This is a genomic window from Bradyrhizobium ganzhouense, from assembly GCF_049949285.1.
Taxonomy (GTDB): Bacteria; Pseudomonadota; Alphaproteobacteria; order Rhizobiales; family Xanthobacteraceae; genus Bradyrhizobium; species Bradyrhizobium ganzhouense.
This window is the reverse complement of sequence record NZ_CP181318.1, coordinates 3,645,962-3,658,443: the sequence shown is the minus strand read 5'-3', so window position 1 is coordinate 3,658,443 and position 12,482 is coordinate 3,645,962. Positions and strand designations below refer to the sequence as shown.

Below are 12,482 nucleotides of genomic sequence, written 5' to 3'. Positions count from 1 at the left end.
CCGAAATCGCAAAATTCAACAGTCTTTGTGCTTCGGCAACGTCACTGTCAGAACGTCGCCATTGAAACGCAGGCTGATTTTGTGCGTATCGATCAAACGCGCCAATCGTAGCGAGCTCAGGAACCTGAATGATCGCTCCATGGGTCGACAATTCGCTCTCGGTCTTTCGGCGCGAATAGTGAGCACGTCGTCCTCAACGTAGACATCAACGTCGTGTTCAGTTAGGCCGGGCAGATCGGCATAGATGTGCACCTCTTCGCCTGTTTCCTTCACGTCAATGTTGAACATCGTGAATCGCCCGCTACCTGCTACTTCGCGCCAGAACGCAAACATGAACCGTGGTCCCAATCGCCTCGCAGCAATACGCGTGCCATCGGACGCGGCCCGCAAGATCAATGGCTTGAGGACTTGGACTATTGGCTCACGGACGTTTTGTCTGAAGCAATCGGACATAATGTCCGCCGCACCACGACGGTACGTTCTCCGACAGGACCGACCGCGCTATCGACGTCCTAACTCATCCGACTGCTCCCAACTGTATCCGGTTGTGGGCGAGAGCCGACGCGGCTGACAGTTGAGCAGATGCTGGCTATCGAGTTGACGGGTTGGACGGGCTATTGGGCATAACCGAAAATGACGCTGGCATCACGGCTGCGTCATGGATGCGTCGGCAGTTACGTCATCCGAACCCAGGCGCCTTTGTGTGCCGCGGACTTCACGGCAGCTTCGATGAACTTCACGCCTCCTAGGCCATCCTCAACAGTTGGGAAGATCACGTCAGGATCTGGCTTTTGGCCGGTCTCTGCCGCGTGGATGGCGCGCGCCGCCTCAGCATAGATGGTCGCGAAACCTTCAAGGTAACCCTCAGGGTGGCCAGAGGGGATGCGGGTGACCCGACCCGCGTCGCCCAAGACGCCGGCGCCGCCCCGGGTCAGGAGCTGCTTCGGCCGGCCGTAGGGCGTGAACCACAGCTGGTTCGGATTCTCCTGCGCCCATTCGAGGCCGCCCTTGCTGCCGTAGACACGCAACGTCAGGCCGTTCTCATTGCCGACGGCGACCTGGCTCGCCCAGAGCATGCCCTTGGCGCCGCCTTTCCACCTGAGGAGTATCTGGACATCGTCATCGAGGCGCCGCCCCTCGACGAAAGTCGACAGTTGCGCGAGCAATTCGTCGAGCTCGAGCCCGGTGACGAAGCAGGCGAGATTGTAGGCGTGCGTGCCGATGTCGCCGATACATCCGCCGGCGCCGGACCGGGCCGGATCCGTCCGCCACGCCGCCTGTTTGTGGCTGGTTGCCTCCAATCGCTCGGTCAGCCAATCCTGGAGATATTCGGCATGGACGAGCCGAATCTCCCCGAGGTCGCCATTCGCGACCATGGCGCGGGCCTGCCGGACCATGGGATAGCCCGTATAGTTGTGCGTCACCACGAACACCTTGCCACTCTTCTTGACGAGCGCCACCAGCTCTTCGGCCTCCGCGACGGTCGTCGTCAGCGGCTTGTCGCAGATGACGTGGATTCCGGCTTCAAGGAAGGTCTTCGCGACCGGGCTGTGCATGTGATTTGGAGTTACGATCGAGACCGCCTCGATGCCGTCCGCTCGCGCGGCTTCGACCGTCGCCATCTCTTCGAAGGAGCCATAGGCGCGATCGTCGGCAATACCGAGTTCCTTCGCTGAGGCCTTGGCCCGAACCGGATCGGAAGCAAGGGCGCCGGCAACGAGCTCGAACTGGTCGTCGATACGCGCCGCGATGCGGTGCACGGCGCCGATAAAGGCGCCTTGGCCGCCACCGACCATGCCGAGCCGGATACGACGATGACCGCCAGCCTCATTGCTTGCTTCGATAGCCATATTGTTCCCCTCGCTCAGGAGATGCCCAGCATCTTGCGGTTCGCCTGCTCGTCCGCATCCGAACCTGCGAAATCGTCGAACGCTTTTTCGGTGACGCGGATGATATGGTTATTGATGAACTCCGCGCCCTCGCGCGCACCTTGCTCAGGATGCTTCAGCGCGCATTCCCATTCGAGCACCGCCCAGCTCCCGTAATCATACTGCGTCAACTTCGAGAAGATGGCGCCGAAATCGACTTGTCCATCGCCCAGCGAGCGGAAGCGGCCGGCACGGTCGACCCAGCTTTGGAACCCGCCGTAAACGCCTTGGCGGCCGGTCGGATTGAACTCGGCGTCCTTGACATGGAAGGCTTTGATACGCGCATGGTAGATGTCGATGTAGGCGAGGTAGTCGAGCTGCTGCAGCACGAAGTGCGACGGGTCGTAGAGCAGGTTCGCGCGCTTGTGGTTATTCACACGTTCGAGGAACATTTCGTAGGAAACACCATCGTGCAAATCCTCACCCGGATGGATTTCGTAGGCGAGATCAACGCCGTGCTCGTCGGCATGGTCAAGGATCGGTCGCCAACGTTTTGCGAGCTCGTCGAAGGCGGCCTCGACGAGGCCGGCCGGACGCTGCGGCCATGGATAGATGTAGGGCCAGGCAAGCGCGCCAGAGAAGGTCGCGTGCACCGTGAGCCCGAGACGCTTGGAGGCAACGATCGCGCGCTTGACCTGGTCGACGGCCCATTCGGTACGCGCCTTGGGATTGCCGCGGACTTCGGGTGTAGCAAAGCCGTCGAATGCCGCGTCATAAGCCGGATGGACGGCGACGAGCTGGCCCTGGAGGTGGGTCGAGAGCTCGGTGATGGAAAGGCCGTGGCGAGCTGCGATTCCTTTCAGCTCGTCGGCATAGGCCTGCGACTCCGAGGCCTTCTTGAGATCGAAGAGCCGCCCATCCCAGCTCGGAATCTGAACCCCCTTGTAGCCGAGCGAGGCGGCCCATCCGCAGATCGAGTCGAAGGAGTTGAACGGCGCCGCGTCGGCAGCGAACTGAGCGAGGAATATCGCTGGTCCCTTGATCATCTTCATCGAATGCTTCCTTCTGCCGTCGACGCTCCAGCAGCACCCGCCCGCCGAGCTCGATACTCCACCAAAACCCGTCTCCCCTTGCTGGTTCCAGGAGACAGGGCGGGCATTTCACCCAATGTCTGTCGCCGGGCAATCATCTGGGGGACTGTCGCGATTCAGAACGTCTCCTCGCCCCACAACGCCATCGCATCGACGTCGGACAGCGGCGCCGGTCGCTCGACGCGCGAACGCACTGCGATCTCCCCGCCTTCCGCACCGGCCTTAAGGATCGCATGCTTCACCTCCAGCGCGTGACTCGCCAACGCGCCGGAGGAGCGGTGTGGCGTACCGCGCAGCACCGCACTTGCGAGTTCGGCGATGCCGAGGCAACGATAGTTTGCCTGGTTCGGTATGTGATCGGCCCAATTCGGCGAGCGCCAGTTGGGCTTGCCGAACGGCCGGTCGTCGGCTGGGACCGAGATCCAGTCGCCGCCTTTCTCGGTGTATTGCACCGCGCCCCCAAAGAAGTTGGGGTCCGGCACGCGTAGCGAGCCCTCGGTGCCGTAAAGCTCGATCGGCGGATGTCCGTGTTTCCAGACGTCCCAGCTCATCGCAAAGATGATGTCGGCGCCAGACTCGAAATGCAGCAGCGACATCACCGTCGTTGGCGTCTCCACCGCGATGGCCTTGCCGTTCATCGGCCCCTTCGAGGTCACGAGCCGAGTGGCAAAACCGGCACTCGCACGTCCTTGCACCGAAGCAACCGGCCCCAACAGGTTGATGAGGGCCGCAAGGTAATACGGCCCCATGTCAAGGATCGGCCCGCCGCCCGGCTTGAAGAAGAAGGTTGGATCGGGATGCCAATGCTCCATGCCATGCGACATCAGGAAGCAAGTGCCATAGAGCACTTTGCCGATCCGACCCGTATCGACGAACTCGCGTGCCGTCCGTCCGCCGCCGCCAAGGAAAGTATCCGGCGCGCAGCCGAGCTTCAAGTCGCGACGCGATGCCTCCGCGACCAACGTCGCGGCGTCGTTGGCCTCCACCGTAATCGGCTTTTCACCGAACACGTGCTTGCCGGCGCTGAGCGCTGCGTGGCTCACGCCGTAGTGCGCACTCGGCGTGGTGAGATTGACGATGATCTGGATGTCGGGACGCGCCAGCAGCGCCTCGATCGACAACGCCTCGATGCCGAACTGCGCTGCCTGGGCTTGTGCCGCCTCCGGCCGCAGATCGGCACAGGCGACCAGCTTAAGATCGCGGAATTTCGGCATGTTGTGCATGTAGATCGTCGAGATGTTGCCGCATCCGACGATGCCGACACCGAGCTTACCCATGATCCGATCCCCTGTCACATCCATGACGACACGGTCTCGCGCGCCCGGCGCGCGAAGCGGGCGACTTCGTTCGGCTTGTCGTGTTCAGCAACGAACAGGGAGACCCCGGCCTCCTTCATCGCCGCGAGCAGCGCCGCCCAATCCATGGTGCCGTGGCCGGGATCTGCCCAGCCGTCCTCATCGGCGCATTGTCCCGATGGTGCGAGATCCTTGATGTGGCAGGCGACCAGGCGCTGCGCATGCTTCTTAATCTCAGTGACCGGATCGCCGCCGCCGCGCACGATCCATGCGAGATCAGCCTCCCAAACGAGGTCGGGAGCCTCCTCGAAAAGGCATTCGAGATAGGTCTTGCCGCTTCCGGTGCGGCCATATTCCCAGTGATGATTGTGCCAGCCGAACTTGAGCCCCTCGCCGGTCACCGCCCTGCCGATCTCGGCAAGCTGGCGCCCGATCCCGCGCCATTCCTTTTCGCCACCCTCGCGCTCACCCAATGGCGGGGCCGGCGCGAAGACGGTCTCGATCCCGAGCTCCTTGCACATCCTCGCCGTGCCGACCGTATCCTCGCGCAGCCGGTCGAGGCCGACGTGGGCGCTCGGCGCTGTCATCCCGTGGACATCGAGAAGCTTCTTCAGCGTCTCGGGATCGTTGAACAGTCCGCCCCAGGGCTCAACCATTGTGTAGCCGAGGCTGGACAGCAGCGCGAATTGTGCCTCGAGCGGGGTAATGGAGCGGGCGGAATAGAGCTGGATGGAAAATCGGTCGATCGGTCTGGTCATGTCTCGCTTTCGGCTGCCTGGAGAATCTAGAGACGTTGTCCGCTCGCCTCGTCGAACAGCGACAGGGCGTCGGCGGGGAATCGGACGGCGAGCGCGTCACCTGCACGCACCTGCGCGTCGGCGTCATGGCGGAAGGAAAAGGCGGTGCCGTCGGCAAGACGACACCAGATGAGCGTGTCGGCCCCCATCGGCTCGACCATCTCGACACGCGCAGGCACCGACGATTGATCGTCGGCCCCAGTCATCTCGATGTGCTCGGGGCGGATGCCAAGAACGACCGGTGCGTCGGTGGGCTGGCTCCGAAAGACGTAGCCGTTCAGGCCAAGCCGGTTTACGCCGGCGACGAACCTCATTTCGCCGCCGCGCTCGAGCCTGCCGGGAATGAAGTTCATCGCGGGCGAGCCGACGAAGGAAGCGACGAAGCGGTTCACCGGTTCGCGATAGATCTTCTTTGGCGTATCGAGTTGCTGGATCACGCCACCCTGCATGACAGCGATGCGGTCTGCGAGCGTCAGCGCCTCGATCTGGTCGTGCGTCACGTAGATCATGGTGGCGCCGAGCCGTGCATGCAGCCGCTTGATCTCCACCCTGAGCTCGGCGCGCAACTGGGCATCCAGATTGGATAGCGGCTCGTCGAACAGATAGACGCCGGCATGACGCACCAACGCCCGTCCGATTGCGACACGCTGACGCTGGCCGCCGGATAGCTCGCTGGGGCGGCGCTCGAGGAGACTGGTGAGCCGCAGCATCTGCGCGGCCTCGCCGACGCGGCGCTCGATCTCGCCCTGCGGCGTGCCCGCGACCTTCAGCCCGAACGACATGTTCCGCCGTACGATCATGCGCGGATAGAGCGCGTAGCTCTGGAACACCATTGCGATGCCGCGATCCTTCGGTTCTGCCCAGGTGACATCGCGACCGCCGATATGGATCTCGCCGCCCTTGACATCGATCAGCCCGGCGATGGCGTTGAGCAAAGTCGACTTGCCACAACCGGACGGCCCGAGCAGCACGAGGAACTCGGACGCACCAACGTGGAGGTCGAGATTCTCCAGCACCTTCAGGCCGCCAAAGCCGATCTGCAGGCCCCTGATATCGACGCTCGATTTCTGCATGGTGCGTCAGCCTTTCACGGCGCCGGCGGCAATGCCGCGCACGAACCAGCGCCCGGAGCCGAAATAGACGACGAGCGGCAACAACGCGGTCAACAGCGTCGCCGCCATGTCGACATTGTAGGCGCGCTCACCTTGCGTCGAATTGACGATGTTGTTCAGCTGCACCGTCATCGGCAAATTGTCGCGGCCGGCGAAGATGAGCCCCAGGATGAAATCATTCCAGATGCCGGTGGTTTGCAGGATCACCGCGACCACGATCATGGGCGTGGCCATTGGCATCATGATGAGCGCATAGATCTGGTAGAAGCCGGCGCCGTCGACGCGGGCGGCCTTGAACAGCTCGACCGGCAGCGACATGAAATAATTGCGGAACAGCAGCGTCATGGTCGGGAGGCCGAAGATCGTGTGGATGATCACGATGGTGAGGAGCGACTGCCCGAGCCCGGTGAATGAAAACACGCGCACCAACGGATAGATAAACACTTGATAGGGGATGAAGGCGACCACCATCATCGCGCCGAACAGGATGTTGGCGCCGCGCACACGCCATAGCGATAGCGCATAGCCGGTGAGCGAGCCGATCAGGATGGAGATGCCGACCGACGGCACCAGGATGCGCAGCGAGTTGAAAAAGCCAATCTTGATGCCCTGGCAGGTCAAGCCGGTACAGGCCGACGTCCAGGCCCTGACCCACGCGTCGATGCTGGGCGCTGCCGGCAAGGCCAACAGATTGCCCTGCCGGATCTCTGCCATCGGCTTCAGCGAGGTGACGACCATCACATACAGCGGCAGCAGGAAGTAGAGCGCGGTAATGAAGATGAAGGCGTAGAGGCCCCAGCGCGCCGGGGTCATACGCTTCGGCCGCCGAGCGGCGGGCAAGAGCTGCGCCACCACGGTCATCGCACCTCTCCCTTGCGCGCGCGCCAGTAGAGATAGGGCGCGACCACCGCGATCACCGTGATCAGCATGGTGGTGGCCGCCGCCGTCGCAAGCCCGATATTGGCGCGTTCGAACAAATGATCCATGACGAATTTGGCGGGCACCTCCGAGGCGATGCCTGGCCCGCCATTGGTCATCGCGACCGAGAGGTCGTAGAGGCGCACCACGCCGGTCGACAGCAGCACCGCGGCGGTTGCAAAGCTTGCGCCCATCATCGGAATGATGATCGACACATAGACCCGCCATTTCGGCAGGCCGTCGACCCGCGCCGCCTTCCATATCTCCTCGTCGACGCCACGCAAGCCAGCGAGCATGATCGCCATCACGAGGCCGGACGCCTGCCAGACCCCCGCGATGACCAGGCAATAGATCGCGGTCTCCGGCCGCACGATCCAGTCGAACGTCGCGCCTTCGAAGCCCCAGCTGCGCAACACGTGCTGGATGCCGAGCGTCGGATTGAGCAGCCACTGCCAGACGAGGCCCGTGACGACGAAGGACATCGAATAGGGATAAAGATAGATCGAACGGATCGTGTCCTCGGCGCGCACCCGCTGATCGATCGCAACCGCCAGCAGGAAGCCGATCAGAAGCGCGAGCGAAACGAGCAGCACACCGTAGATGACGATGCCGAGGTGATCCAGCGATCGTTATTAAACAACGCCTCGTACTGCCGGAGCCCGACGAAATTGTTGTTCGGCAGCATGCGCGAATTGGTCAGCGATATCCACACCGTCCAACTGGTGGCGCCGATATAGACGACGAACATCACCAGCAGCGCGGGCAAGAGCGCGGAGATCGCGGAAAGTCGGGAGTTCAGCGAAAGACGCATCGCATCGCCGGATTGAGGAGAGGTCGACGGGCACGAAAGGCGGCCGCAGTTCGTCGGCCGCCTTTGTTGTGATGCATCACTCCTGGGACTTCAGCACCGCGGCGACCTTGGCCGAGAATTCATCGGCGCTCATATTGGTGTTCCAATATTGCGAGATGGCATCCTGCAGCGCACCGATCAGCGCCGGCGGCGCCAGCATGTCGCCGGACGGCATTTGCTGGGCCTTGTCTGCGACATAGCGCATGCCCTTTTGGGCACAAGCGTCGAGTGCGGACGTATCGACATCGCTACGCACCGGGATCGAGCCCTTCTTCAGCGCGAACTGGATCTGGGTCTCGGGCGTCAGCATCAGTCTCGCCAACGTCATCTGCGCCTTGGTGGTGGACGGGTCCTTCGCCTTCGGGAATACGAACACGTCGCCGCCCATCACATAACCGCCGCTGCCATTGGACAGCACCGTGCAGCCATAGTCCTTGTCGGCGACCTTGCCCGCCGCGATGAATTCGCCCTTGGCCCAGTCGCCCATGATCTGCATTCCGGCCTTGCCCTGGATGACCATGTTGGTCGCGTCATTCCAGTTGCGGCCGGGCGCGCCGGCATCGACATAGTCCTTGAGCTTCTTGTAGGTGACGGCGACCGCCTTGAACTCGGCGCTCTGCGCCAGCGACGCGTCGCGCTTGCCGAGGATGCCGGTCCACATCTGCGCGCCACCAGCGCCGATCATGACCGCGTTGAACAGATTCTGTTCCCAGTTCTTCTGGCCTGAGAAGGCCAGCGGGATCACCTTGCCCTCGACCTTGAGCTTGTCGAGAATAGTAATCGCGTCATTCCATGTCTTCGGCTCGTCGGCGCCGACGGAGGCAAGCACAGCCTTGTTGTACCAGAGCCAATTCTGACCGTGGATGTTGATCGGCACCGCATACATCTTGCCCTTGCGGGTCGCCGCGGCAATGATTGCGGCGGGCATCACGCCTTTCCAGTTGCCTTCGGTTGCGATCGCATCGACATCGGCGAGCAGATCGCCCTCCACCAATTCGTCGAACTGTTTGCCGGTGTTGAGCTGCATGGCGGTCGGCGGATTGCCGGCGACGGTGCGGCTGATCGCGGCGTTTCGCGCATTCGCAGCGCCGGCGACCGCGCTGTCGATCCAGGTGCCGCCGGCCTTGGTGAACTGGTCGGCAAACACCTTCACGGCGGCAGCCTCGCCGCCGGAGGTCCACCAGTGGATGACTTCGGCCTTCATCTCTTCTGCGGAAACTGGCGCCGAGGCCCAGGCCGTGGCGACAATCGCTACCGATGCGAACAACGTGCGCTTCATCATTCCCTCCCGGATCTGCCTTTTGCAGGCCTGTGTAATTCGTCTTACGGCCCTTATGAGCTCGCTACGGCTTTACACGCCGCATGTAATCGATTACATCATAACGCTAGCAGAACGTCGAGATTTTGCAAGTCCCGTCATGACGCCGAGATCGCGAACCTCGATATGGCCAAGCGAACCAGAGTGACACGCCAAAAGGCGGCCAGGATCGCCGACGTTGCACGGCTGGCAGGAGTCTCGGTTGCGACCGTCAGCCGGACGCTGGCCCGCCCCGAAGTCGTAATTGAGGAAACCCGCCTACGCGTGCTCGCTGCGGTGCGTGATACCGGCTACATGCCGAACATTTCCGCAAGGAACCTGCGCGTCCGGAAGACCATGGTCGTGCTGGTGGCGGTGCCGGACATCGCCAACCCGTTCTTCGCTGAGGTTCTCCAGGGCATCGACGATACCTTATCAGCCGCCGACTACGGACTTATCATCGCCAATCTGGCGGGCTCGCCCGAGAAGGAGGCACGCTACGTAGACCTGGTCTGCGCCGGCCAAGCCGACGGCGTGCTGCTGTTGTGCGGCCACGTGATGCGCAGCCCCGACCGCGACTTGCGCGATGCGCGCGTGCCGCTGGTTGCCGCGTGCGAGTATATTCCTGGCGAAAAGTTTCCGCAGGTCACGATCGACAACGTCGATACTGCGCGCGAGGCGGTCGGACACCTTATCAAATTGGGCCACACAAGCATAGCCTATCTGTCCGGGCCCAAATCCAACATCCTCGAGCAGCAGCGTCTCGCAGGCTATCGGGAGGCCTTGCGCGACGCAGGGCTTGCGGCTGATGCGGGGTTGATTCTGCACGGCGATTTCACCTTCCGCGCCGGTGTCGAGGCCGGCCGGGCACTGCTGGCGCTCGAGCCCGTAGCGCGTCCCACCGCGCTGTTTGCGGCCAATGACGAAATGGCAATCGGCCTGATCAAGACGGTACACACGGCCGGCCTCCAGATCCCGGACGATCTCTCCATCGTGGGCTTCGACGGCATTGCCTATGCCGACTATTGCGAGCCGACCTTGACGACCATCGTCCAGCCCCGTCGCAACCTCGGAGCCACTGCCGCGGCTGAACTGATCGCGCTCATGACGAACGGGAGGGCGGGGCCGCGGACGGACATTAAGCTTCCCGCCACGCTAATGCTGCGTGACAGTACGCGCCCGCCGCGGAGGAGTCCCGGCCATTCGACCAAAGGCGCGCGGTCCGGCTAGGACGGCTAAGATCCTCCTAGACCCAGCCAGAACATGCGGCGGGTTATTGCCAACCGGAAAGTGCTTATCGTCACCCAGCGGTCGGGCGAGCTAAGTCCAACCAATGTAAGGTAGTCCAATCTAGAGGGCGTTGTGACCGTGTAACATCTCGATGGGTGTTTGGAGCAGAATCGCGAGGTCAAGCTTGAGACTCCAATTGTCGATATACCAAAGATCGTATTCGACCCGTCGTTCAATCGACGCCACAGTGGGAGTTGGCCCCCTGTATCCGTTGACTTGCGCCCATCCGGTAAGTCCCGGCTTCACACGCCGTCGGAACGCGTACCCTCGGACTATCTTGTCAAAGTGGCTGTCGTGGACCACAGCATGAGGACGCGGCCCCACTAGAGACATGTTGCCCTCGAGCACGTTTAGCAATTGAGGTAGCTCATCGATGCTCGTCCTGCGCAGCCACGTCCCCAAGCGCGTGACTCGCTTGTCGGCAAACTGAACTTGAGTGATCGAAGGGCCGTCCTCAAGGACCGACATCGTACGAAATTTGCGAATTGTGAAGCATCTACCGTTGAAGCCGCAACGCTTCTGCCCAAAGAAGACAGGTCCCGGCGAATCTAGCTTAATCGCTATCGCCACGATTATGAGCGGGAGCAGGAGCACGATTAACCCCATTCCGGCGAAAAGGACGTCAATGCATCGCTTTGCAGCCTGCTCCGATGACGTCAATGGGCCGCGCTGCACCTCGACGCAAACGGCGCTGCCGAGTTCCCGGACAGGTCGCCTGAATAGCTCCGAACTTGTCCCAAGGGGGACGAAGCTTACCGGAAATGGCAGAACCCTCAACCCGGCAACAAGAAGGCGCAGGTCCGACCAACGATTCGGATCGGCACCCACCACAATTTCCTCGACGTCGCAGCCGCGTGCATACTCAATCACTTGCGCAACGAACTCTTCCCTTTGACTGGGCTCCGCAGTGGAAGGGGGGAAGCCAAGGTTCCCCTTCACGCAGAAGCCGAGACCAGCAACCGTTTGATTCAGCGCAGTATCACCGACGCGCGGATCGTCGGTAATCAAGATGATGTTTCGACCGACGAATCGTTTCCCGGCGAGCCCCTTCGCAACTAACGCTCTCAGGACGCTCCGTTGAACTACGAGCGAAATCAGGCCAAGCATGGCGAAGAGTGCATTGGTGGCGCGGGAGATTTCACTGCCAAGCTTCAGCGCGAACACTGTGCCGGCGAGCAGAAGGAACACGCTCGTCCAAGCCAGGCAAACCGCGCGTATCTGATTTCCGAGGACCAGCAGTTCGGGCGAGCCGTACATTCCGCGGATCTTCATTACCGAAATAAATAGTGCCGAAACGAGGGCTGCGGAGCCAAGGGACTTGCTGATGTCGCCGGGTTCCCCCGATACTGCAAGATCATACAACAGGCTGGACGATACGCTTGCCAAAGCGATAGTTGCGAGATCGGCCACGATCGTAAGCGGTTCCACGGAATCGTAGTGGATCGGCCATTTGCGGTCTCCATCCGGCTGCTCTAGGCCGCGAGCAGGAACGCTTTCCGGTACACCCTCGCCCCATGCCGGTACATCCGCTACATCCGCGCCCATGGTTTTCTTTACGATACTCATCGGAGGCGCACCTACGCACGCTTAGCGCGCCAAGTGGCCGCGCCTCGCCAATTGTTTTTCAGCCCAAACTCGACGTCTAATATTCAAAGAAGGAAGGACTTCTCCAACCGGCCGGTAACCGGTCCAGCACCAAGCCTGTTCGAAAGCATGTGAGCATGAGCAGCATAATGTGCTTGTGCGCAGCATGGTAATCGGAACGCGCTGGGCCAGCGAGAATTCATTCGTGCTAGCTCCAACGCTCCTTTCTACGTACTTTCGGACGTTTGCAGATGGACGAAGCTAGTGACCAAATCCCGATACGTTTCTAAGTTCCCCGTGTGTACCGAAGGCCCTAAATCCCGCATTTCAGGAAGCGAGGAAGAAATGGCCCGATAGCACCGTCAGAATAGGCGTCCTTT

General features: G+C 61.7%; 10 protein-coding genes and 1 pseudogene. 1 reads left to right on the top strand and 10 read right to left on the bottom strand.

Features of this window, described 5'->3' with window-relative positions:
* Positions 1 to 15 precede the first annotated feature (15 nt).
* From ACLFLU_RS16460 to ACLFLU_RS16420, 9 genes and pseudogenes are all read right to left on the bottom strand, one after another.
* Positions 16 to 333, bottom strand: coding sequence for an Hsp20/alpha crystallin family protein (locus ACLFLU_RS16460; RefSeq protein ID WP_426413210.1), 318 nt, complete (start codon positions 331 to 333; stop codon positions 16 to 18).
* A 341-nt stretch (positions 334 to 674) separates the two neighbouring features.
* A complete protein-coding gene (locus tag ACLFLU_RS16455; RefSeq protein WP_426413209.1) occupies positions 675 to 1,850 on the bottom strand; it encodes a Gfo/Idh/MocA family protein in 1,176 nt (391 codons plus the stop codon).
* 14 nt (positions 1,851 to 1,864) lie between these two features.
* Positions 1,865 to 2,920, bottom strand: coding sequence for a sugar phosphate isomerase/epimerase family protein (locus ACLFLU_RS16450; RefSeq protein ID WP_426413208.1), 1,056 nt, complete (start codon positions 2,918 to 2,920; stop codon positions 1,865 to 1,867).
* Between the two features lie 155 nt (positions 2,921 to 3,075).
* Entirely contained in the window at positions 3,076 to 4,236 is a 1,161-nt protein-coding gene (locus ACLFLU_RS16445; protein ID WP_426413207.1) for a Gfo/Idh/MocA family protein, read from the bottom strand.
* A 14-nt stretch (positions 4,237 to 4,250) separates the two neighbouring features.
* On the bottom strand, positions 4,251 to 5,012 hold the full coding sequence (locus tag ACLFLU_RS16440; protein ID WP_426413206.1) for a sugar phosphate isomerase/epimerase family protein: 762 nt from the start codon (positions 5,010 to 5,012) through the stop codon (positions 4,251 to 4,253).
* Between the two features lie 26 nt (positions 5,013 to 5,038).
* Positions 5,039 to 6,124, bottom strand: coding sequence for an ABC transporter ATP-binding protein (locus ACLFLU_RS16435; RefSeq protein ID WP_426413205.1), 1,086 nt, complete (start codon positions 6,122 to 6,124; stop codon positions 5,039 to 5,041).
* A 6-nt stretch (positions 6,125 to 6,130) separates the two neighbouring features.
* Positions 6,131 to 7,024 carry a carbohydrate ABC transporter permease gene (locus tag ACLFLU_RS16430; RefSeq protein ID WP_426413204.1) on the bottom strand — a complete coding sequence of 298 codons (894 nt, stop codon included), beginning with the start codon at positions 7,022 to 7,024 and terminating at the stop codon, positions 6,131 to 6,133.
* Positions 7,021 to 7,892: pseudogene (locus ACLFLU_RS16425) on the bottom strand (carbohydrate ABC transporter permease). Before ACLFLU_RS16425 ends, ACLFLU_RS16430 begins: the two are co-directional and overlap by 4 nt.
* 76 nt (positions 7,893 to 7,968) lie before the next feature.
* Entirely contained in the window at positions 7,969 to 9,210 is a 1,242-nt protein-coding gene (locus tag ACLFLU_RS16420) for an ABC transporter substrate-binding protein (RefSeq protein ID WP_426413203.1), read from the bottom strand.
* Between the two features lie 183 nt (positions 9,211 to 9,393).
* Between ACLFLU_RS16420 and ACLFLU_RS16415 the strand changes: the two genes are divergently transcribed.
* Positions 9,394 to 10,458 carry a LacI family DNA-binding transcriptional regulator gene (locus tag ACLFLU_RS16415; protein ID WP_426413202.1) on the top strand — a complete coding sequence of 355 codons (1,065 nt, stop codon included), beginning with the start codon at positions 9,394 to 9,396 and terminating at the stop codon, positions 10,456 to 10,458.
* 120 nt (positions 10,459 to 10,578) lie between these two features.
* Here the strand turns inward: ACLFLU_RS16415 and ACLFLU_RS16410 are convergent, their stop codons facing one another.
* Positions 10,579 to 12,084: an exopolysaccharide biosynthesis polyprenyl glycosylphosphotransferase gene (locus ACLFLU_RS16410; protein ID WP_426413201.1), complete on the bottom strand. Its 1,506-nt coding sequence runs from the start codon at positions 12,082 to 12,084 to the stop codon at positions 10,579 to 10,581.
* Between the last annotated feature and the right edge of the window lie 398 nt (positions 12,085 to 12,482).

What these genes read in the sequence shown, in the direction of transcription:
- ACLFLU_RS16410 (WP_426413201.1), bottom strand. Translation starts at nt 12,084, where the DNA reads ATGAGTATCGTAAAGAAAACCATGGGCGCGGATGTAGCGGATGTACCG.
- ACLFLU_RS16440 (WP_426413206.1), bottom strand. Translation starts at nt 5,012, where the DNA reads ATGACCAGACCGATCGACCGATTTTCCATCCAGCTCTATTCCGCCCGC.
- ACLFLU_RS16445 (WP_426413207.1), bottom strand. Translation starts at nt 4,236, where the DNA reads ATGGGTAAGCTCGGTGTCGGCATCGTCGGATGCGGCAACATCTCGACG.
- ACLFLU_RS16430 (WP_426413204.1), bottom strand. Translation starts at nt 7,024, where the DNA reads ATGACCGTGGTGGCGCAGCTCTTGCCCGCCGCTCGGCGGCCGAAGCGT.
- ACLFLU_RS16420 (WP_426413203.1), bottom strand. Translation starts at nt 9,210, where the DNA reads ATGAAGCGCACGTTGTTCGCATCGGTAGCGATTGTCGCCACGGCCTGG.
- ACLFLU_RS16455 (WP_426413209.1), bottom strand. Translation starts at nt 1,850, where the DNA reads ATGGCTATCGAAGCAAGCAATGAGGCTGGCGGTCATCGTCGTATCCGG.
- ACLFLU_RS16435 (WP_426413205.1), bottom strand. Translation starts at nt 6,124, where the DNA reads ATGCAGAAATCGAGCGTCGATATCAGGGGCCTGCAGATCGGCTTTGGC.
- ACLFLU_RS16450 (WP_426413208.1), bottom strand. Translation starts at nt 2,920, where the DNA reads ATGAAGATGATCAAGGGACCAGCGATATTCCTCGCTCAGTTCGCTGCC.
- ACLFLU_RS16460 (WP_426413210.1), bottom strand. Translation starts at nt 333, where the DNA reads ATGTTTGCGTTCTGGCGCGAAGTAGCAGGTAGCGGGCGATTCACGATG.